Here is a 21,165-nt window from a genome sequence, read left to right on the forward strand (position 1 = left end):
CCGGTTACTTCCGGGTAAAGCCCCAGACGCTGGCCGGCGGGATATTCGCCATGGTGAAGCCCAGGCGCTTGCCCTCCACGCCGAGCGCCTTGCGCTTCAGCGGGCAGCGGGCGGAGTAGGTGTACGCCAGGAACTGGCGGCCTTCCGGCATGATCTTGAAGATCTCATCCACGATCTGCCGCTGGGCTTCCAGCGGGATCAGGATCATCGGGATGCCGACCACCACGGTGCCGACCTTGCCGATATGCTGCGGCGGCAGGAGGGAGCGGATGTTGCGGACATCGCCCTGGAGCACATTGATGTCCGGGAACTGGCCGCGGAGATAGGTGGCGAGCTCCTTGTCCATCTCCACCGAATAGAGGCGGGAAGGAGGGATGCCGAAATCCAGCAGGGCCTTGGTGATCGCCCCGGTTCCGCCGCCATACTCGACGATCACTTCATCCTGTTCACGGCGGACGAAGCTGGAGATCAGATTTGAAAGGGCCGGACCCGAGGGGGTGATCGACGCCACCGCTATCGGGTTGGCCAGCCACCGCCGGAGGAACAACAGGGCGGGGTGCTGTGGCTTGGTAGCCGACCTAGCCTCGACACGGTCCAGCGGCATCGCGAAACGACCCTTTCGTGACATGGAATGGAGCGGGCGGGTGGAGGAGAAATGGCATGCATATCCGGCCGGCGCAATGATTCGGCCTGGAGGAGAGGCTTGCGCAGAGGAACCCGGCCGAACCGGAAACGTTCCACGCTGCCCCGAGAAGAGTTTGTGCGTGGATGTCAGGCGGGCGCCTCCGCACCTGCCTGTTCAAACTGCTCCGACAGATCCAGCCACTGCGACTCGACCTCCTCGATTTCCTTTTCCAGTGTTCCGAGCTCGATCTGCAGCCGGGTGACCTTGTCGGCCGGACCGGAATAAAGCGCGGGATCGGCGAGCTTCGCCGACAGCTCGCCGCGCTTGGCGGTCAGCCTGGCCAGCTTCTTCTCCGCCTCTTCGATCTTCCGGCGCAGCGGGGCCAACTGTGCGCGCATTTCAGCTGCGGCGCGCCGCTCCTCCTTGCGCTGCTCCTTGGATCTGGCCTCGCCCTTCGCCTCCCGGTTGGCCGAGCGGGCCCGGTCGAGAAGCAGCTTCTTGTATTCCTCAAGGTCGCCTTCGAACGGCTTGGCGGTGCCATCCGCGACCAGGACCAGCCGGTCGGCCGTCAGCTCGATCAGGTTGGGATCGTGGCTGATGACGATGACCGCGCCCTCATAGTTGTTCAGCGCCTCAACCAGCGCATCGCGGCTGTCGATGTCCAGATGGTTGGTCGGCTCATCCAGCATCAGGATATGCGGGGCGTCGCGGGTCATCATGGCGAGAAGCAGCTTTGCCTTCTCGCCGCCCGACAGGCTGCCGATCTTCGTCTCCGCCTTCTGCTGGCCAAGGCCAAAGCGGCCGAGATGACTGCGGAGCTGGGTTTCGTTCGCCTGCGGCATGATGGTGGCGAGCTGCTGCACCGGCGTCCAGTCCAGGTTCAGCTCATCCGTCTGGTGCTGTGCGAAGTAGCCGACGCGCAGCTTGCCGGACCGTTTCACCTCGCCCGCCATGGCCTTCAGCTTGCCGGCCAGCAGCTTCACCAGCGTCGACTTGCCGTTGCCGTTGGCGCCCAGCAGCGCGATGCGATCGTCGGCATCGATGCGCAAGCCCACATCCCGCAGCACCGCCTTCTCGCCATAGCCGATGGTGACGCCGTCCAGCGCGATCAGCGGCGGCGCCAGCTCGTCGGGGGAGGGGAAGTCGAAGCTGGTGGTCTCGTCCTCCAGCACCTGGATGCGGGGCCCCAGCCGCTCGATGGCCTTGATGCGACTCTGCGCCTGCCGGGCCTTGGTGGCCTTGGCGCGGAACCGGTCCACGAAGCTCTGCAGGTGCTTGCGCTGCATGTCCTGCTTTGCCGCCTGCGCTTTCAGCAGCTCCATCTGCATGGCGCGCGTCTTGGCGAAGGTGTCGTAATTGCCGGTGTAGGAGGTGAGCTTCAGCCGGTCCAGATGCACGATGGTGGTCGGCACCTTGTTCAGCAGGTCCTTGTCGTGGCTGACGATGATCACCGTGCGCGGATAGGCGCGCAGATAATCCTCCAGCCAGAGCGTCGCCTCCAGGTCCAGGTGGTTGGTCGGCTCGTCCAGCAGCAGCAGGTCGGGTTCGGTAAAGAGCACCGCTGCCAGGGCGACACGCATGCGCCAGCCGCCGGAGAAGTCGCTGCAGGGGCGTTGCTGAGCCTCGGCGTCGAACCCCAGGCCGGACAGGATGCGGGCGGCCCGGCTTTCCGCCGAATGCGCCTCGATGTCCACCAGACGGGCGTGGATGTCGGCAATGCGGGACGGGTCGGTGGCCGTCTCCGCCTCTGCCAGCAGGCTTGCCCGTTCCGTGTCCGCGGCCAGCACGGTCTCGATCAGGGAGCGGCTGTCGCTCGGCGCTTCCTGCCGGACCCAACCCATACGGGCGCCGCTGTTCAGGCGGATGTCGCCGGCATCGGGCTGAAGCTCCCCCGCGATCAGCTTCAGCAGGGTGGACTTGCCGGTACCGTTGCGGCCGACGATGGCGACGCGGTGCCCGTCAGGGATGGTCACGGTCGCCTGGTCCAGCAGCACGCGCCCGGCCACGCGGTATGTAAGATCGTTGATCAGCAGCATAGGCGCGTCATAGCATGGGTTTTGGTCGGGCCAAAGCCCGCCCCTCATATGGGCCCGCTTGCCCCCCATGCCAGGGGCGGGGGACAACCTTGGCGGCCTGTCGCTACGCGCAGTGCGACCGGCGCAACGCTGCCACTCATCCTCATGGCGTAAAAAGGCCGTTGCCCGCCGGCACGCCCGCCGCTATAAGCTCGCGCAAATTTCCAGGTATCCAGGAGAATAGACATGGCCGTCGAACGGACGCTCTCGATCGTCAAGCCCGACGCGACCCGCCGCAACCTCACCGGCAAGATCAACGCCCGCTTCGAGGATGCCGGTCTGCGCATCGTCGCGCAGAAGCGCGTCCGCCTGACGAAGGAGCAGGCCGAGAAGTTCTATGAGGTGCATGCCGAGCGCCCGTTCTACGGCGAGCTGGTGTCCTTCATGATCTCCGGCCCGGTCGTCGTGCAGGTGCTGGAGGGTGAGAACGCCGTCGCGAAGAATCGCGAGATCATGGGCGCCACCAACCCGGCCAATGCCGCCCCGGGCACCATCCGCAAGGATTTCGCCGAGAGCATCGAGGCGAACTCGGTTCACGGCTCCGACAGCCTGGAGAACGCGAACCGTGAGGTCGCCTTCTTCTTCAGCGAGATCGAGATCGTCGGCTGATTGCAGCCCGGTCCGGTTAGGACGGAAAGGCCGCCGGAGCGATCCGGCGGCCTTTTTCGTATCCAGCTTCAGTGGGGCGCGGGCAAGACAAAGGGCCGCCGGATCGCTCCGGCGGCCCTGGAAATCCTGTCCGCGGCCGGCGCGTCAGACCTTGCCCAGCATCGCAGCGATGGCGAGAGCGATATGGCCGAGGATCATGAAGACGACGGCGTAGCCCCAGCCCACGAAGAAGTGCAGCAGGAACATCAGCAGGATCAGGATGACGCTGATGATTCCCATGGTGACGAAGCGGGTGAAGCCCGCCCAGTTCGCCGCATGCTCGCGAACGAGCGCATCGTTGACGACGGTGTTGTCGTGACCGGCCATGTCTCTTACCCCTGGATTGATGCCGTACCCTTTGCCCAGGGTTTAAGCAGTCCCTGTGCTGCTGACAAGTCGGATGTGCGTTTCGGCGCAGGAACCGTTGCCGCAGGTCCGGCGATCCCTCAACCCGGCGGGTTCAGGACCGGTTCGGGCGCGGTAGGCTGGCCCGTGATCTCCGCCCGCTCGTCCACGACCCGCACCCGGCCCTCCGCGATCAGCTTGACCGCAAGCGGATAAAGCCGGTGCTCCTGGGTCAGTACCCTGTCCGCCAGCGCATCCTCCGTATCGCCGGGCAGGATCGGCACCGCCGCCTGGCCAATGATCGGGCCGTTATCCATGGCCGCACGAACATAGTGCACGGTGCAGCCATGGAAGCGCACGCCTGTCTCCAGGGCGCGGCGATGAGTATCCAGGCCGGGGAAGGCGGGCAGCAGCGACGGGTGGATGTTGATCAGCCGGTCATGCCAATGTTCCACGAACCATGGCGACAGCAGGCGCATGAAGCCGGCCAAGCAGACAAGCTCCACCCCCGCCGTTTCCAGGGCTTCCGTCATCGCCTGCTCAAAGGTCGGCTTGTCGGCAAAGCCGCGGTGGGACACGATCGCAGTGGCGATGCCGGCTTTGCGCGCCCGTTCCAGTCCCAGCGCATCCGCCTTATTGGAAAGAACCAGCGCGATTTCGGCGGGAAAAGCGGGATCGGCGGCTGCGTCGATCAGGGCCTGGAGATTCGATCCGCGCCCCGAGATCAGAACCCCGAGCTTCAGCCGCGCCATCCGTCCAGCCCTGCAATCCGAACACGCTCCTGACCATCGGCGCTGGCGGCGACCTTTCCGATGCGGGTCACTGTCTCACCGGAATCGGCCAGGATTTTCGCCGCCTCCTCGGCCCGGTCGGCGGGGCAGACCACGACCATGCCGATACCGCAGTTGAAGGTGCGTGCCATCTCATGCGGGGCGATGTCGCCCGTCCGCATCAGCCAGCGAAAAACCGGGGGCAGGGTCCAGGCGGCGGCATCCAGCTCTACGCCGGTGCCGTCCGGCAGGACGCGCGGGATATTCTCGATCAGCCCGCCGCCGGTGATGTGGGCAAGGGCCTTCACCGTGCCAGCCTTTACGGCGGCCAACACCGGCTTCACATAAATCCGGGTCGGGGTGAGCAAGGCCTCGCCAAGCGTGCGGCCCGAGTCCCACGGGCACTGGTCGCCGTAGGTCAGGCCCGAAACTTCCACCAGCTTGCGGACCAGACTGTAGCCGTTCGAGTGGACGCCGGAGCTGGCGAGACCCAGCACGACGTCCCCTTCCGCCACGCCGACGCCGGTCAGGACCCGGCTGCGTTCCACCGCACCGACGGAGAAGCCGGCGAGGTCGTAATCACCCTCGGCGTACATGCCGGGCATTTCCGCCGTCTCACCGCCGACGAGGGCGCAGCCGGCCTGACGGCACCCCTCGGCGATGCCGGAGACGATGGCCCGGCCTGCGGCGACGTCCAGCTTGCCCGTCGCGAAATAGTCCAGGAAAAGCAGCGGTTCCGCCCCTTGCACGACAAGGTCGTTGACGCACATGGCAACCAGGTCGATTCCCACCGTATCGTGCTTTCCGGCCTCGATGGCGACCTTCAGCTTGGTGCCGACGCCGTCGGTGGTGGAGACCAGAAGAGGGTCCTGAAACCCGGCAGCGCGGAGGTCGAAAAGGGCGCCGAAACCGCCGAGTCCTGCGTCGGAACCGGTGCGCGCCGTGCTCTTGGCCAGGGGTTTGATTGCCTCGACCAGCGCGTTGCCTGCGTCGATGTCGACGCCGGCGTCCTTGTAGGAGTAGCTGCTCAAGGTATCCTCGCTTCTGGCAATCGCGGTAGCGGCTGGGCTAAAACAGCAAAAGCACCGTTCCCTGACAGGCGGCTGTGCATCCGTGCACCCGCCTGTAACCATGGGGGCCGCCGGTCGTTGTAACCGGGGCCGAACATAGCAAGATCGGAATCCATTGCAATGCTGGTCCGCTGCATTCCCCTCCTGCGCAGGTTCCTCCCGCTGGCCCTCGTGGCGATGCCCCTGGCGGGCATGACCGCGCTGTCGCCGGTCCCCTCCGTCGCCCAGACCCGGGACGATGTCTTCACGGTTGAGCGGGTGCCGGCGGACGTGACCGCAGCCAGCGCTGCGGTGGCCCGCGAGCAGGGGATCGCCCAGGCTCAGCGCGACGCCTTCGCCCGTCTGTTCGATCGGCTGACCCTGGATGAGGACGGGGCAAGGCTGCCCGCCCTCGGAGCGGCCGAGATCGAGCAGATGGTGGACAGCTTCGAGGTGGTGTCCGAGCGGAGTTCCTCCGTTCGCTATGTGGCGGAGATCAATGTCAGCTTTCGGCCGGCTGCCGTGCGGTCGCTGATGCTCTCGAACGGCATCCGCTATGCGGAGGTCAGGTCGAAGCCGGTGCTGATTCTGCCTGTGGACGAGACGGGACAGGAGCCGGTGCTGTGGCAGCGGGAAACTCCGTGGCGTCAGGCGTGGGAGAACTTCTCCGCCCCGCCGAGCCTGCTGCCGATCCTGGTGCCCTATGGCGAAATCCAGGATGTGACGGATATTGATGTCAATGAGGCCCTGGCCGGAAACGAGGAGGCGATGCGCCGGATCGCCGACCGTTACGGGGCCGGAGCGGTGGCAGTGGCCCGGCTCGGGCTGGATGGCGAGCTTCAGCCCCCGCCGCCGCCCCAGGACCCGTTCGCTCCCGCCGACCCGACGTCTTTCCTGGCAAGCCCCGGTTCCGCCATGACCTCGCCCGATCAGGCGGCAGAAGCGGTACCGTCCGAGGGCGGTGCGGAGGACACGGACCGTCCGCGCGGGCTCATGTCCATCGTTACCATCCACCGGTTCCAGGGACAGCCGGAGGTGCTGACGGTTGAACTGCCTCCCTCGGCGGCGCTGCCGGAGGACGGAGCGGTGACTGTCGGTGTCGAGCCGGCGGCGACCGGCGAGGAGCCTGCAGCCGGATTCAGCGAGGAACTGCCCGAGGATGGTGCCGGCGCGGTTCCGCCGGAGGCGGCCCAGCTTGTTCCTGCGGCCGTTACCCAGGTCGCGGCAGCGTTGGAGCAGAACTGGATTCGGGCCAATCTTCTGGAAACCGGCAATGAAAGCGTGCTCAGCGTGCGCGTGCCGCTGTCCAGCCTGAAGGAATGGATGGAGACGCGCTCGCGTCTGGCCCAGGTTCCGACCGTGACCCGGACACGGCTGATCGAACTGTCGCGCGATCAGGCGGACATCGAACTCTACTATCTTGGCGATTCGAATGGGCTCCGCACGGCGCTGGCCCAGCGGGACCTGCTGCTGAGCGAGCCGCCGCCGGCCTTCGTCGGCCAGATGCCGCTTTCCGGCGCGATGCCGCCGCAGGCGGAGCCGCGCTGGCAATTGCAGTGGCGTGGCGCCGCCGCGGTGCAGCCGCAGCCGGCGGTGTACGGAACGCCGGTGCCGGCCGACATGGGCGGGACCGGAACCCTTCCGCCCGGAACGCCGTGAGGCCGCCACTTGCGAATCCTCGTCGTCAATCTTCCGAACATCATCACCGTGGCCCGGCTGCTGGCTGTGCCGCTTCTGGTCTGGCTGATCCTGAACGGCCGGCTGGGGGCGGCCTTCTGGTTGTTCGTCGCCTGTGGCGTGTCCGACGCGCTGGACGGGTTCATTGCGCGCAGCTTCCGCGCCCGTACCAAGATTGGCGGCTACCTGGACCCGATCGCCGACAAGACGCTTCTGGTCGGCAGCTTCATTGCGCTGGGGATCGTCGGCATAGTGCCGATGTGGCTGGTCGTGCTGGCGGTTGCCCGCGACATCATAATCGTGGCCGGCGTGTCCTACCTTACCCTCCGGCGGGAGCGGCTGGCCATGCAGCCGCTCTGGATCAGCAAGGTGAATACCTTCCTGCAGATCGCGCTGGTGGCGCTGGAGCTGGCGGTTCACGGGGCGGGCGTAGGGCTGGCCCCCTATGTGGTTCCGCTGGAGTATGTGGTGGCGGCAACCACCGCCTGGTCGCTGGTCGGCTACATCACCCGTGGCATCATCATCCTGCGCTCCCCCGGTGAGGGGCGGGACGTGCCGCGGGCAGGGGAGAAGACATGAGTCCGGGACGACAGCTCCGCATCTGGTTGTTGGTCTTCCTGGCCTTTGCAGCCTTCATCTGGCTGTTTTCGGAGATGCTGCTGCCCTTCGTGGCCGGCATGGCGATCGCCTACTTCCTCGATCCCCTGGCGGACCGGCTGGAGCGGCTGGGTGCGCCGCGCTGGATGGCCGCCACCATCGTGCTGCTGTCCTTTGCGCTGGTGGCGATACTGGCATTCATCCTGGTGCTTCCGCTGGTCCGCTCCCAGATCGTCCAGTTCGCCCACGCCGTTCCCGGATGGGTCGCCTGGATTCGGGAAGAAGGCATTCCCCGCGCCGTCGCCCTGGCCGAGCGGCTGAGCCCGGAAGAGGTGGAGCGGCTGAAGGCGGCTGTCAGCGATTATGCCGGCACGGCTGTCGGCTGGGTCGCTGGAATGCTGCGCGGACTTCTCTCCGGCGGCGTCGCCTTGTTCGACGTCATCTCCATCCTGCTTATCACGCCCATCGTCGCCTTCTATCTTCTGCGCGACTGGGACCGGTTGGTGGGGGCGGTGGATGGCTGGCTGCCACGTCAGCATGTGGAGACGGTGCGGGAGCAGGCGCGGGAGGTGGACGACACTCTGGCGGGCTTCGTGCGCGGGCAGGCGACAGTCTGTCTGGTGCTGGGAACCTTCTATGCCGTGGCCCTGTCGCTGGCGGGGCTGCAGTTCGGGCTGGTCATCGGCATGACAGCAGGGCTGCTGTCCTTCATTCCCTATGTCGGTTCGCTGGTCGGGTTCGTGGCCAGCGTGGGTATCGCCTTCTTCCAGTATGACGAGCTGTGGCGCGTGGGTCTGGTGGTCGGCATCTTCATCTTCGGGCAGGCGGTCGAGGGCAATTTCCTGACGCCGAAGCTGGTGGGGGAAAGGGTTGGACTTCACCCGGTCTGGGTGATGTTCGCCCTGCTTGCCGGAGGCAGCCTGTACGGCTTCACCGGGGTGCTTCTGGCCGTGCCGGTGGCAGCGGTGATCGGGGTACTGGTCCGCTTCCTGCTGACGCAGTATCTTTCCAGCTCCCTCTATACGGGGGGCACCGGAAATGGTACCTCGGCTGGCCCGGATGGAACGGCCGGCGCACCGGCGGAGTTGCCGCCTGCGCCGCCGGCCACCAAGGTGAGGGCGCCGGTCGACGCGACACCGGCCCCCTGACCGGCATCGGCATGGCGAGCAGGATGTGATGAAGCAGTTGCCCCTTGATCTCGGGCACCGCTCCGCCATGGGCGAGGCGGATTTTCTCGTGGCCCCCGGCAATGCCGATGCAGTGGCGTGGTTGGATTCCTGGCCAGACTGGCCGGCGCCGGCCCTGGTGCTGTTCGGGCCGAAGGGCAGCGGGAAAAGCCATCTTGCGCAGATCTGGCGCGCCCGCAGCCGCGCCAGCCTGATCGGTCCGGAGGACCTCAGCATCGAGGATGTGCCGGAATTGCTGCGCCCCATGCGCGCGATCGTCCTGGACCGGGCGCAGGAGGTTGCCGGCGACCCATTGATGGAACGGGCGCTGCTCCACCTCTACAATGCGGCGAAGGAGGTCAACGGCTATCTGCTGCTGCTGGCCGACAATGCGCCGATCAACTGGGTACTGCGCCTGCCGGACCTTCGCTCGCGCTTGCTGGCGGCGCCGGCCGTGGGCATGGCGGCGCCCGACGATGCGCTGCTGATGGCGGTGCTGGTCAAGCTGTTCATGGACCGGCAGATCCGGGTGGGGGAGGATGTCATCACCTGGCTGATGACCCATACCGAGCGCAGCTTCGCCAATGCCCGGCGGGTGGTCGACGCGCTTGACCGCGCAGCCCTGGCCGCAAAGAAGCCGATTACGCCGCATTTCTGTCGGCAGGTGCTGGGCGAACGGACGCCGGCTGTCAGGTCGCCGGAGAATCCGGAACCGGGCGTCTGATCAGGCCGGCGGGCGTGCCGGATCGTCGCATTCGCCGGCTTCGGATTGACCGCCGACACGGATGAAGTACACCCGCGCATCCTTCCTGTTCATCCGGTTCACCGATGCGTATGTCTCTCCTGCTCCTCTGCACCAGTTCCATTGCCGCCCTTGCCGCATCCCCTGCGACAGCGGCGGACAGCGCGTTTGATGAGATCGTGGTGACGGCCAGCCGCAGGGCGGAGCCTCTGCGTGATGTCGCTGCCAGCGTTTCGACCCTGTCCCGTGCGGAGTTCGAGCCGATGGCGACCCGCTTCATCGGGGAGGAGCTTCGGGGGCTGCCCGGTGTGTCGCTGAAGACCAACGATGCCGGAACCTATACCGACATCACCATCCGCGGCATTCCGAACCGCGTCCATAACGACACGCTTGTCGTGTTGATGGACGGGGTTCCCTTCGTCACCGGCGACGATGAGGTGGATCTGGAGCAGCTTCCATTCGGCGCGACCGGGCGGGTCGATGTGGTGCGTGGGCCGATGTCGGCCCTGTACGGCCGCGGCGCCATCGCCGGCACCATCAACTACATCACCCGCAATGTCGGGGATGCGTTGGAAGGGCAGGTGGAGGCAGGCATCGGAAGCCACGGCTGGCGCAGTATCGGCGCACTTCTACAGACGCCGACGGTGGAGGGCGGAGCGCTGCTGCTGTCCGGCGAGGTGCAGCGCGGCGATGGCTGGCGCGACCGCACCGGCCGCAATGAGGAAAACCTGTTCGCCAAACACTTCTTGAACCTCGCGGAATGGGGACAACTGACCCTGACCGCGACCTGGGTGGATGCCGAGCAGGAACTGGCCGGCGAACTGCCGGTCAATGCGCAGGGCGAACTCTACGGCCTGCCCGGCGGTCGGGAAGCGAACTGGAACGAGGACGATGCCGGCTTCTCCAAGCGCATGCTGACCGGCACCGCCATCCTGGAAGCGGAGATCGCCCCTGGGCTCACCGGCACCACCCGCCTGCATGCGCGGCAGAGCAAGACCACGGCCCGGCAGGGCTTTCTCGTTCCGTTCGATCCGTCACAGGGCTGGATCGCCTTCTCCGGCTTCCAGGTGGACGGGGATACCGACACGCTGTTCGCCGAGCAGCAGGTGAACTGGAGCCTGGGCCCGGTCGAACTGGTGGGCGGGGTCAGCTTCGAGCAGGTGGATGCCCATCATGTCGAGACCTGGGAGGGGGAGCTGGACGACCAGTTCTTCTTCGCCCAGCGCCGCGACCTCACGACGGGACAGCATATCAATCGCGACGCCTGGCTGGCGGAGCGGCTGCTGGACGGCGACAGCACGGCACGGACCTATGCCGGCTATCTGCAGGGCGACCTGGATATCGGGTCGGTGACCCTGAGCGCGGGTGCCCGTTTCGACCGGTTCAGCCGGGATGTGACCTATGCGCCCGACTTCAATGCCGGAGAGGTTCAGCGGACCGAGGACACGGACCAGAGGATCAGCCCGAAGCTGTCGGCGCGCTGGCGCATCAGCGACGAGGTGACGGCCTATGCCGCCTACGGCGAGGGCTTCAGCCCGGGTTTCGGGCCGATCTGGTCCTTCCGGGGGCGGGATACCGGGCTGGACCCGGAACTGGCCCGGAACGTCGAGGCCGGGGTGAAGGGTAGCCTGCTGAAGGGGCGGCTGTCCGGCAGCCTGACCGTCTACCAGCTTACCCGGCGAGACCTGTTGCAGCTTCTGCCGGTGAACGGGACCGCACAGACGATCAACAGCGGACGTCAGCGCTCCCGCGGGGTCGAGCTGGAGGCAGAGGCCAATCTGTCCGATGCGGTTCCGGGATTATTGGTCGGAATCACCTACGGGCTGACGGACTCCGAATGGACGGAGAACGCCTTCATCGAGCCTGAGACCGAACGGCCCTTCGATTTCACCGGCAACCATGTTGCCGGCGTGCCGCGCCATGCCGGGCGGGTTACGGTAACGCAGGCGCTGCCGGAAGCTGGCCTCACGGCGAGGCTCTGGGCGGATGTCGCCGGGGACTACTGGTACGATCCGGCCAATACGGTCAAAGCCGGCGGATATGCCCTGCTGGGCGCAGCGGTGAGCTGGACGCCGAGGGCATACGACCGGCTGGAGCTGACCGCCACCGTGCGGAACCTTCTGGACCGGGAGGTGAAAACGGTCGTCGCCAGCAATGACGGCCCGCTCGCCGCCTATCCGCAGCCGCCTCGGGAGCTGTTCCTGTCGGCAAAGGTCAAATTCTGAACTCGGAACAAGGGCCGCGGTACGCGACTGCGGCCCTTCGAAGCGATCTGGCTCAGCCGGCCAGTTTCGGCGCGGTCTGGATGATGATCTCGCCGCTCCGGTTCAGGGCCTTGGCAAGGCTGTCCAGGCGGCGTTGCACCGCCTCGCCCACCAGGGCCGCCGCATCCTCCGGCAGGATGAGGGAAAGTTTTTCGTCGCCGAGCCGCAGGGCTGTGCGCTGGAGCATCATCATCGCCCCACCGGTCAGAGTCTGCGCAAGACGCAGGGCCAGCCCCAGGATGTAGGCCCGCTGGATCGGCCCGTCCTTCAGCAGGCCCTTGGCCGGGGCCAGAACCTCCCCATCCAGAGTGCCGCTGTAGCGGACGAAGCTGGCCGTTGCCAGGAAGGCGCGTTCGGCGTGGTCTATGCCGGCGAACGGCATGCGCAGGATACGCAGGAAGGCATGTTCCGCCCTGTAGTCCGGATGTTCCGCCCAACCAAGGTCGGAGAGCAGGCAAGCTGCCTGACGCAGCCGCCCGGCATTCTCGTCCTCCCCGGCGAAGAGGGGGGCGGTCCATTGGCTGATCGTCTCCGCAGCGCCGAAGCGCCCCAGCCGTTGGGCGATCTCGGTGCAGGCGGTGAGCAGCGGGTCCTGCCGGCGGTGATCCGCCGACAGCAGTTCGAAAAGGTGCCCCTCGCGCAATCCGAAGGCGGAGAAGACGACGCGGGCCGGCTGCACCGTCCTGACCACCCGCTCCAGCACCAATGCCGCCAGCGACAGCGTCTCCAGGCGGCGGCGGGATACGCCGGGCACCTTCTCAAGGGAAGACCGGCTCTGCCGGGCGATCAGGCCGGCGAAGCCGGCAGCGTCGTCGCCGGCGATGCTGTAGTGATGGATGATGTGGACGGGGTGGTTGGCCTGCTCCATGTGCATCTTGGCAAGTGCCCGCCAGCTTCCGCCCACGGGATAGAAGGTGCGGCCCCGCGCCTCATGAATCCAGGGCAGGGCTGAAAGATGCTGGTCGATCACTTTGGTCGCGGCAGCTATCTTCCCGTCAGTCGACTCCATGAGCCGCAGGGGACCGAGCGGGGTCGTTGTCTGCTGTCCGATGATGCCGCGGTCCAGCGTTACCAGTTCCAGGCTGCCGCCGCCGAGATCACCGGCCAGCCCGTCGGCGCCCGGCGTCCCGGACAGCACGCCCATGGCGGCAAGACGCGCCTCGTCCGTACCGGTCAGAATCTGGATGTCGAGACCGGTCCGGCGCTTCACCTCGGCGACGAATGCCTCCCCATCGGCGGCGTCGCGCACGGCTGCCGTGGCCAGGACGTCGACTCGGACCACCTGCATTCCATCGATCAGGCGCTGGAACCGGGTCAGGTTCTCCAGCGCCTGCTTGACACCCTCGGGGTTCAGTCGGCCTGTGCGCTCCAGCGTCTTTCCCAGACCGCATAGAACCTTCTCGTTGAAGACCGCCGTCGGGGAGCGGGAGAGACGGTCATAGACGACCAACCGGATGGAATTGGACCCGATATCAATGACCGCGACGCGGCCCTCCAGCGGCTGGTCGGCGGCCTGACGGTGATGCTGTGTCGGCATGGGGTCCGGATCGTTGAGATAGAGGACAGACGAGCGAGGTGCTTACCGCGCCGATTTCAGAACAAGCTTCGGGGGCAAACGTGCCTCGCTCAATGCGCTGCCGCGGCCGGACAGGCTGGGATTGGTCATGAAGTAGGTATGCGCGCTGAACCCGTCCGGCTGCGCTTCGACCCGGTGGTACTGGCCGTCGCCGGTCAATGTCCAGCTCTGCGCATCGTCTTTCAGGTCGGCGACCATGATCTGGTCCAGCACCTGCTGATGCACCGTCGGGTTCTCGATGGGAACAAGGGTCTCAATCCGGCGGTCCAGGTTGCGCGGCATCCAGTCGGCGGAGCTGATGAAGACTTTGGCCTGCTGGTGCGGCAGCCCGTGCCCGTTGCCGAAGCAGATCATGCGGGCATGCTCCAGGAAGCGGCCGACGATGGACTTCACCCGGATGTTCTCCGACAGGCCCGTGATGCCGGGCCGCAGACAGCAGATGCCGCGGATGATCAGGTCGATCTGCACCCCGTGTTGGGATGCCTCGTACAGCTTGTCGATCATGCGGGCATCGACCAGCGAGTTCAGCTTCACCCAGATCTGCGCCGGGCGGCCGGCATGGGCGTGCGCGATCTCCGCATCGATCAGCGACAGCAGCGTCTGGCGCAGGGTGATCGGCGCGATGGCGATCTTCTCCAGTGACTTCGGCGTGGCGTAGCCGGTCATGTAATTGAACATGTGGGCCGCGTCATGCCCCAGGCCGGGGTCGCAGGTGAAGAAGGACAGGTCGGTGTAAACCTTGGCCGTGATCGGGTGGTAGTTGCCCGTGCCGAAATGCACGTAGGTGCGCAGCCCATGGCTTTCGCGCCGGACCACCAGGCTGACCTTGGCATGGGTCTTCAGGTCGACGAAGCCATAGACCACCTGCACGCCCGCCCGCTCCATGTCGCGGGCCCAGCGGATGTTCGCCTCCTCATCGAAGCGGGCCTTCAGCTCCACCAGCGCGGTGACGCTCTTGCCCTGCTCCGCCGCCTCGATCAGGGCGGCGACGATGGGTGAATTCTTGGAGGTGCGGTAGAGCGTCTGCTTGATCGCCAGCACGTTCGGGTCCTGCGCGGCTTGCCGCAGGAACTGCACCACCACGTCGAAACTCTCAAACGGGTGGTGGACGATGATGTCCTTGTGCCGGATCGCGGCGAAGCAATCGCCGCCGAAATCACGGATGCGCTCCGGGAATCGGGCATTGTAGGGCGGGAACAGCAGGTCGGGACGGTTATCCACGATCAGCTGCTTGGTGTCCGCCATGCCCAGCAGCCCGTCCAGCATGAACACATCATCGGCGGAAACGTGAAGCTGGTTCGTCAGGAACTCCCGCAGCTCCGCTCCCATCCCGGCATTGATCGCCAGCCGGATCACGACGCCGCGCTTGCGCCGCTTCAGTGCCGTCTCGAAGGTCCGGACCAGATCCTCCGACTCTTCCTCGATTTCGATATCGCTGTCGCGCAGAACCCGGAAGACCCCGTGCCCCTTCAGCACGAAGGGAGGAAACAGCCGGTCGATGAACATCAGGATGAGCTGTTCCATGAGGACGAAGCGCAGCTCCGACCCCGGAAGGCGCACGAACCGGTCCAGCTGCTGCGGAATCAGCACCAGCGCGTCGAGATTATTGGCCTTCACCGGGTCCCAGAGCTGGAGCGCCAAGGCGAATCCGCCATTGTGCACGAACGGGAAGGGGTGCGCCGGGTCCACGGCGATGGGCGTCAGAACCGGGAAGACATCGTCCAGGAACTTGGCTTCCAGCCAATCATGCTCGGCCGGGCTCAGCTCCTCCGGCTCGATCACGGCGATGCCGGCCTCCCGCAGTTCCCGCCGCATGATCAGCCAGCAGGCCTGCTGGTCCCGCATCAGGTCGCTGACCCGGGCGTTGATGGCGGCAAGCTGCTGCGCCGGGGTCAGATTGTCGTCCGACGGCGTCGTCACCCCAGCGGCCACCTGCGCCTTCAGACCGGCGACGCGGACCATGTAGAACTCATCCAGGTTGCTGGCGGAGATGGACAGGAACCGCAGCCGCTCCAACAGGGGGTGGTTCCTGTTATAGGCTTCCTCCAGGACCCGTTGGTTGAAGGCCAGCCAGGAGAGTTCCCGGTTGATGAAGCGGTCGGGGGAAGACGTATCGATCGTAGGTTCCAGGAGCTCGCTCACAGGGGCCTCGGTCAGCTGCGCAGCAGAAGGTTCCGCCATTTCACCGGCGGAAGGGGCGGCAGTATAGGTTGCGTCCGTTACGGTTTTAGGCTTGGCTACGGATGCGGCAAGTGGCCTTTGGGCCGATGGCCGCCGCCGGGGACCGGAGCTGGATGTCCGCGTTGCCATGAAAACACTCTACTTACTGCGTCACGCAAAGTCGGCCTGGGACGATCCGGACCTGGATGATCACGACCGGCCGCTCGCGCCGCGTGGCCAAAGGGCTGCCGCGACCATGGCGAAATATCTGGGGGAGCGCAAGGCCGGGCCGCCCATGCTCGACCTCGTCCTCTGCTCCACCGCGGTGCGCGCGCGCCAGACGCTGGAGCGCGTGCTGCCGGCCTGGACGTCCCCGCCGCGGGTCCTGGTGGAGCGCGACCTCTATCTCTGCGGCGCGGACGCCCTGCTGGAGCGGCTGCGCGGCCTGCCGGAGGAGGTAGGGGCTGCAATGGTGGTGGCGCACAATCCGGACCTTCACAAGCTGGCGACCGGCCTCGCCGCGGACGGGCCGGAGGAGTTGATGCACTCCCTCCATGCGAAACTGCCGACGGCGGGCTTCGTCACGCTCTCCATCAACTCGGGGGAGGGGTGGGGCGGCCTGGACTGGGGCCAGGCGATGCTGGCCGATTACGTGACGCCCCGCAGCCTGGACTGACCCCAATCCATGGTGGAGGTCCATTAGGGCTTAACGTACCGTTCAGCATGCGCTATGTGAGGCGGGTCCGTTTCCGAGCAGGCGGCCCGCTCCATTGACCCGAATGCCACCATCAGATCCCGTCGGTGCAGCGTGGCCGGACCCGGTGCCCCGGACTGCCGGAACCTCCAGCGGCGGCCGTGAGGTCGAACTCAAGCTGCATGCGACGCCCGGCGACCTGACCCAGATCGCGGAGCTGGATCTGGTGAGTGCGGCGACAATCGCCGGACCGGGGCGTAAACGTCAGCACACCACCTACTACGATACGCCCGGCCTGGAGCTTGCCCGGCGCGGGCTTGCCCTGCGTGTCCGCCGCGAGGCCGGCAGGCAGGTGCAGGCCGTAAAGACCATGGGCGGCGGCGGTGCCGGCGACTCCGCCGCCATCGCCATCCGCCGCGAGTGGGAGTGGGAGATCACGGGCGATGGTCCAGATCTCGCCACGTTGCGGACCGGGGAACTGGCGACAGTGGTTCCGGCGGACCTGCTGGATCAGCTCGGCCCCGTCTTTAGCACCGACGTACAACGCGCGACATTTCAGCTGCGTCCACATCCCCAGGCGGAGGTGGAGCTTGCCCTCGATCGCGGGCAGATCAGCGCGCGGAGCCTGGATGGCGGCACCACCCATGCCGCGATCAGCGAGGTCGAACTCGAGCTGAAGAATGGCCGGCTGGCCGACCTGTTCAGCCTGGCGCTGGCGATCCACGAGCGGGTGCCGCTGCGGTTGGCCTCCCGCTCAAAGGCGGATCTCGGCTTGACGTTGCTGACGGGCAGGCTGCCTGCGGCGGCGCCGGCGCGGCCCCTGGGCCTGACGCCGTTCACGACCGTGGCGGAGGCGTTCCGGCATATCGGCCGCAATGGACTGAGTCATCTGCTCGACAACGAGCCCGCCGTGCTGGCGGGCAGCGATCCGGAGGCGTTGCGGGAGATGGCGGCAGCCGTGCGCCGCCTCGATGCTGCCTTCGGGCTTTTCAAGACAGTGGTGACAAGTGCGCGCGGCAAAGGGCTGCGGACGGAACTCCGGCATTTGGGAGCGGCGCTCGAAACGGCGCGGACGTGGGAGCGGATGCACGACCGCCACATCGCCCCGCTGATGCATGACGCCGACAGTCCGCGCTCACTCGCCGCCGCAGTGGCGGGGCGTCGACGGGTGGCGCGCGTGGCCGCGCTGGAGAGCCTGGCATCTCCCCGCTGGACCGGCTGGATGCTGGCCTTTGGGGCATGGCTGGAAGGCGGGGATTGGGCGGAGGGCGGACCCTTTGCTGTGCCGATGACCGAACTCGCTCCCACCCTTCTGGCCGAACGCCTGGATCGTGTGGCCCGAGCCGCCAAGGTGCTGTCCGGCAAGGAGGGGGGGGAGAACTGGCGCAAGCTGTGGCGGCGGACCCAGCGGCTTCGCTACGCGGTGGATTTCTGCCGCGCCGTCTTCCCGCCGGATCGGGTCCGTCCGCTCCGCACGGCGGTGGAGGATTTCCGCGCCGTTCTGAAGGTGGCGGCTGATGCGGATCAGGCCATCGGACTCCTGGACGATCTGGCCGAGGAGACCGGTCCGGCGGCCAGGGCGGAACTCAAGCCGCTCCGCCGGAAGCTGGACCGTGTCCGGGCGGAGGCCCGGCGCGATCTGGTCCGGAGTTGGACCGCGTTGCGGACCGCGCCCCAACCTTTCGGCTGAGCAGCAGATCATCGGCCTCTAGATCATCGGCCCGTCGAAGGGATGGCTTCCATCCCGGCTTTCCACTTCGATCACCCAGATGTCGGGATCGCGCATGACCTGACGCTCGATGTAAGCGTTGGCATCGGCTTCCGGAACAAGATCGCCGCCAAGCCCCGCCAGCCAGCCCAACCGCCCCTCCATATCCCGGCTCTGGCTATAGACCTTCGATCCGCCGGGCTGGGCGACTTTCAGAAGAATCATCCCGCTCTCCCGCTCCCCGCGGCGCACGACGTAGACGGGAATGCCCTCCGCGCTGCAGCGCCAGAGGTGGCTCTGGACATAGAGGTGGGTCGGCAGCCGCTCTTCCATTGAGGTACTTTCCACGCTCGACTTTGCGGGGCGGGTGGGCTTTCTTGTCGGCGCCCGGATATCGGTTCCGGTGCGCCGCTGTCTAACAACACCCGTGGAGCCCCAGGATGCAAGCTTCCAGCCGTCGCCGCTTCGCCCGTGCATTGCTGACCAACGATGACGGGATCGACGCGCCGGGGCTGGCAACGCTGGCGGAGGCGGCGGAAGAGCTGGCCGACGAAGTCTGGATTGTCGCGCCGGAGCACGATCAGAGCGGCACCTCCCGCTCCGTCAGCCTGCACAACCCCCTGCGGATCTATTCCCGCGGGCCGCGCCGTTTTGCCGTCGGCGGAACGCCCAGCGACTGCACCATCCTTGGCATTCGACAGATTATGGAAGCAGCGCCGCCCGACATCGTGCTGTCCGGTATCAACCGCGGCGCCAATATCGGGGACGAGGTCACCTATTCCGGCACGGTCGCGGCGGCGATGACAGCGCGTCTGTTCGGTATCCCGGCGATTGGCTTCAGTCTCGCCTTCCGCGACCGCGATGCGGTGCGCTGGCCCACTGCCCGCGCCCTGGTCCCCAAGCTGTTCGACTGGCTGGACGCGCAGGGCGGAGTGGAGGAGCTGGGCGGAACCGTGCTGAATGTGAACTTCCCGGACGTTGATCTGGACCAGATCACCGGGATCGAGGTGACCAGGCAGGGTCGGGGTTCGCTGATGGGCGTGGATGTGGAGAGCCGGACCGACACGCGCGGTCTCAGCTACCATTGGCTCGGCTTCCGCCGGCATCCGGGTGAGCAGCCGGACGACAGCGACGTGGCCGCCCTGCGCCGCCGCGCTGTGGCCGTGACTCCGCTGGGCACCGATATGACGGATATGGCGGCGCTGACCCGGCTACGGGGCTGAGCCCGCGGCTCAGGTCTCAACCTGCGGGTCGTAACGCATGGGGCTCAGCCCGAAGGTCCAGGCAACTCCGGCATGGGCGCTCGTCGTGGATGGCGGCACACGCAGCCAGTAGGGCTTGAAGCTGCCATCCGGCTCCGGCGAGGAGTTGATGACGCGCACCATCACCAACGGCTCCCCATCGAAATCATCGACCCGCCATAACTCGCCGGTTTTGTCCTGGGCGACGCGGCGTCCCATCTCCCGCATGATGCGTTCGGGCCCGTAGTGAGAGATCAGGGCACGGCGCACGCCGGGGTCCGGTTCCTGCCGGATCTGCAGTGCTGACAAGGTCTCCGGCGCGAACAGTATCTGCGGATCGGCAGGGAAGCGCCCCTCCACCGCGAACAGCAGGCTGCCGTCCTTCCATCTCACGGCCGGCCCGTCCATGTGGTGGAACCGTCCGCGCTCATCCAGATGGACCTCCACCGGCGGCTCCATGGCCACCGCGACCTTGGAGAAAGCCCAGATGCAGTCGACACGGAACACCATGTCGCTGAATGCAGCGAGCTTCTCCTGAAGTTTCAAGGTGTCGGGGGTCGAAATCCTGTTCGGGTCGGGCGCGACGCGGATCAGCCGATCCACCGCATAGAAGGCGACTGGCGTATCAAAGTTGGGCGGGCTGGCGGTCGCCAGCAGCCGGACATGGGAGGAGAGAAGCTCCGCCATCTCCAGCCCGTAGGGGCGGGGCCGGGTGCTCTCGCGCGCGCGGTCCAGCAAATGTCGGAAGGCATTCGACATCTTCGGCCCGACGGATCGCCCGAAGCGCGGCAGTTTCCGGAATCCGGGCTCGGGCGCAGGCGCAACCGCAAGCGCGATGGAGGCCGGAAGGGCCAGCAGCGCGCCAAGCGCCGCCAACGGAGGCAGCTCGCCGACGGCGCTTCCCAATGTGCCGATGAGGATGCAGCTCAATGCCACGATGACGGGAAGCGTATTCAGCTTCCAGTCCGGACGCGGCCGGGCGTTGGTAGCACCGGTCAGCACGATCGCGAATATCCAAGGCGCGATCAGCAGGAAACCCAGAACGACCAACGCGCCCTGCGGAAGGTCGGTGACATCCGGCGACAGGCCTATGGCCGGACCGACAAAGCCAAGTGCCGCGGCAAGGCCTGCGATCCCCAGCAGCCCCCAAGCCCAGGCGCGTCTCCAACCCGACCGGGTCAGCACGGACTGGGCCTGACCGGGGCCGCCGACCCATATCACCTGCATCGGCGGGGCAAGCCCGGCGGCCTCGTAGCTGCGGGCGATGCTCCCCTCCGCGACGGCACGTTCGGCCTGGTCCAGGTCGGGATCGGCACGCCGCCGTATCCTGCGCCAGGTCAGACGCTCACGCCATTCCGCCAAGCTGGGCCAGACGGGGACAGCAGGGAGGACTTCGGGTCCGGCAGGCGCCGGACCCGGACCATCCGCCTCCATGAGCCGACTCCTCAGTCCGCAACGGCCCGCGGACGCGCCTTCGGCTCATATTCGCGCTGCCGCACGACCTCGTAGGTGCCGGGCTCAAGCGAGATCGGGCTGTGCTCCTCATGGCTGAGCGCCACGGGCTCGCTGCCATGGACCTGGATGAAGCCGCGGCCGGAACCATCCTCGCGGAAGAACTGGACGCGCTCGCTCCAGATCGCGTGGGCATGGCCGGTGACTTCGCCATAGGCGAGGACGATCCGGCCATCATCCCGCGCCACCGGCGAGACATGGGTGGGAAGGGTATCGACGCCGACCAATAGGACATCGCCCTGCCGGTACATACGGCTCTGTACCGCGACGCTCATGCCGGGGCGGGCAGGGGCGGTGACATTCATAGCGGGCCTCC

General features: G+C 66.7%; 19 protein-coding genes. 9 read left to right on the top strand and 10 right to left on the bottom strand.

Going from position 1 to position 21,165, the window contains the following annotated elements; genetic code table 11:
* Positions 1–4: 4 nt before the first annotated feature.
* Both DOL89_RS05225 and DOL89_RS05230 read right to left on the bottom strand, forming a co-directional pair.
* Entirely contained in the window at positions 5–604 is a 600-nt protein-coding gene (locus tag DOL89_RS05225) for a class I SAM-dependent methyltransferase (protein ID WP_119678186.1), read from the bottom strand.
* A gap of 167 nt (positions 605–771) precedes the next feature.
* Entirely contained in the window at positions 772–2,661 is a 1,890-nt protein-coding gene (locus tag DOL89_RS05230) for an ABC-F family ATP-binding cassette domain-containing protein (protein WP_119678187.1), read from the bottom strand.
* A 225-nt stretch (positions 2,662–2,886) separates the two neighbouring features.
* Between DOL89_RS05230 and ndk the strand changes: the two genes are divergently transcribed.
* The gene (gene ndk / locus DOL89_RS05235; RefSeq protein ID WP_119678188.1) at positions 2,887–3,309 is read left to right on the top strand and encodes a nucleoside-diphosphate kinase; all 423 of its coding nucleotides are present in this window, start codon (positions 2,887–2,889) and stop codon (positions 3,307–3,309) included.
* A gap of 144 nt (positions 3,310–3,453) precedes the next feature.
* Here the strand turns inward: ndk and DOL89_RS05240 are convergent, their stop codons facing one another.
* From DOL89_RS05240 to purM, 3 genes are all read right to left on the bottom strand, one after another.
* Entirely contained in the window at positions 3,454–3,675 is a 222-nt protein-coding gene (locus tag DOL89_RS05240) for a hypothetical protein (RefSeq protein ID WP_119678189.1), read from the bottom strand.
* A gap of 119 nt (positions 3,676–3,794) precedes the next feature.
* Positions 3,795–4,445: a phosphoribosylglycinamide formyltransferase gene (gene purN, locus DOL89_RS05245; protein ID WP_119678190.1), complete on the bottom strand. Its 651-nt coding sequence runs from the start codon at positions 4,443–4,445 to the stop codon at positions 3,795–3,797.
* On the bottom strand, positions 4,433–5,494 hold the full coding sequence (gene purM / locus DOL89_RS05250) for a phosphoribosylformylglycinamidine cyclo-ligase (RefSeq protein WP_225889901.1): 1,062 nt from the start codon (positions 5,492–5,494) through the stop codon (positions 4,433–4,435). The genes purN and purM overlap by 13 nt, the downstream gene beginning before the upstream one ends.
* 159 nt (positions 5,495–5,653) lie before the next feature.
* Here purM and DOL89_RS05255 point away from each other — a divergent pair, with 159 nt between their 5' ends.
* The 5 genes from DOL89_RS05255 to DOL89_RS05275 all read left to right on the top strand — a co-directional run bounded on the left by DOL89_RS05255 (position 5,654) and on the right by DOL89_RS05275 (position 11,919).
* The gene (locus DOL89_RS05255) at positions 5,654–7,171 is read left to right on the top strand and encodes a DUF2066 domain-containing protein (protein WP_119678192.1); all 1,518 of its coding nucleotides are present in this window, start codon (positions 5,654–5,656) and stop codon (positions 7,169–7,171) included.
* Positions 7,172–7,180: 9 nt separating this feature from the next.
* Positions 7,181–7,768, top strand: a complete 588-nt coding sequence (locus tag DOL89_RS05260; protein ID WP_225889902.1) for a CDP-alcohol phosphatidyltransferase family protein — start codon at positions 7,181–7,183, stop codon at positions 7,766–7,768.
* Complete coding sequence (locus DOL89_RS05265) at positions 7,765–8,934, top strand: AI-2E family transporter (RefSeq protein ID WP_119678193.1); 1,170 nt, start codon at positions 7,765–7,767, stop codon at positions 8,932–8,934. The genes DOL89_RS05260 and DOL89_RS05265 overlap by 4 nt, the downstream gene beginning before the upstream one ends.
* 28 nt (positions 8,935–8,962) lie before the next feature.
* Positions 8,963–9,676 carry an HdaA/DnaA family protein gene (locus DOL89_RS05270; protein ID WP_119678194.1) on the top strand — a complete coding sequence of 238 codons (714 nt, stop codon included), beginning with the start codon at positions 8,963–8,965 and terminating at the stop codon, positions 9,674–9,676.
* Positions 9,677–9,780: 104 nt separating this feature from the next.
* A complete protein-coding gene (locus tag DOL89_RS05275) occupies positions 9,781–11,919 on the top strand; it encodes a TonB-dependent receptor (protein ID WP_119678195.1) in 2,139 nt (712 codons plus the stop codon).
* A gap of 52 nt (positions 11,920–11,971) precedes the next feature.
* On the opposite strand, the gene DOL89_RS05280 is transcribed toward DOL89_RS05275, so the two are convergent.
* Positions 11,972–13,495 (bottom strand): Ppx/GppA family phosphatase, encoded by a 1,524-nt coding sequence (locus tag DOL89_RS05280; RefSeq protein ID WP_119678196.1) that lies wholly within the window; start codon positions 13,493–13,495, stop codon positions 11,972–11,974.
* 42 nt (positions 13,496–13,537) lie between these two features.
* A complete protein-coding gene (locus DOL89_RS05285; RefSeq protein ID WP_119678197.1) occupies positions 13,538–15,715 on the bottom strand; it encodes an RNA degradosome polyphosphate kinase in 2,178 nt (725 codons plus the stop codon).
* 127 nt (positions 15,716–15,842) lie between these two features.
* Here DOL89_RS05285 and DOL89_RS05290 point away from each other — a divergent pair, with 127 nt between their 5' ends.
* Positions 15,843–16,370 carry a SixA phosphatase family protein gene (locus tag DOL89_RS05290; RefSeq protein ID WP_119678198.1) on the top strand — a complete coding sequence of 176 codons (528 nt, stop codon included), beginning with the start codon at positions 15,843–15,845 and terminating at the stop codon, positions 16,368–16,370.
* Positions 16,371–16,515: 145 nt separating this feature from the next.
* Positions 16,516–18,078, top strand: a complete 1,563-nt coding sequence (locus DOL89_RS05295; protein ID WP_162937343.1) for a CYTH and CHAD domain-containing protein — start codon at positions 16,516–16,518, stop codon at positions 18,076–18,078.
* An 18-nt stretch (positions 18,079–18,096) separates the two neighbouring features.
* Here DOL89_RS05295 and DOL89_RS05300 read toward each other — a convergent pair whose 3' ends face one another.
* On the bottom strand, positions 18,097–18,429 hold the full coding sequence (locus DOL89_RS05300; protein WP_119678200.1) for a DUF1491 family protein: 333 nt from the start codon (positions 18,427–18,429) through the stop codon (positions 18,097–18,099).
* A 107-nt stretch (positions 18,430–18,536) separates the two neighbouring features.
* On the opposite strand from DOL89_RS05300, the gene surE reads away from it, so the two are divergent.
* Positions 18,537–19,319 (top strand): 5'/3'-nucleotidase SurE, encoded by a 783-nt coding sequence (surE, locus tag DOL89_RS05305; RefSeq protein ID WP_119678201.1) that lies wholly within the window; start codon positions 18,537–18,539, stop codon positions 19,317–19,319.
* 9 nt (positions 19,320–19,328) lie between these two features.
* Here the strand turns inward: surE and DOL89_RS05310 are convergent, their stop codons facing one another.
* Positions 19,329–20,771, bottom strand: a complete 1,443-nt coding sequence (locus tag DOL89_RS05310; RefSeq protein WP_119678202.1) for a DUF998 domain-containing protein — start codon at positions 20,769–20,771, stop codon at positions 19,329–19,331.
* 11 nt (positions 20,772–20,782) lie between these two features.
* Positions 20,783–21,154: a hypothetical protein gene (locus DOL89_RS05315; protein ID WP_225889903.1), complete on the bottom strand. Its 372-nt coding sequence runs from the start codon at positions 21,152–21,154 to the stop codon at positions 20,783–20,785.
* Between the last annotated feature and the right edge of the window lie 11 nt (positions 21,155–21,165).

Origin of the sequence: Indioceanicola profundi (assembly GCF_003568845.1) — a bacterium.
In the GTDB taxonomy this organism is placed as follows: domain Bacteria; phylum Pseudomonadota; class Alphaproteobacteria; order Azospirillales; family Azospirillaceae; genus Indioceanicola; species Indioceanicola profundi.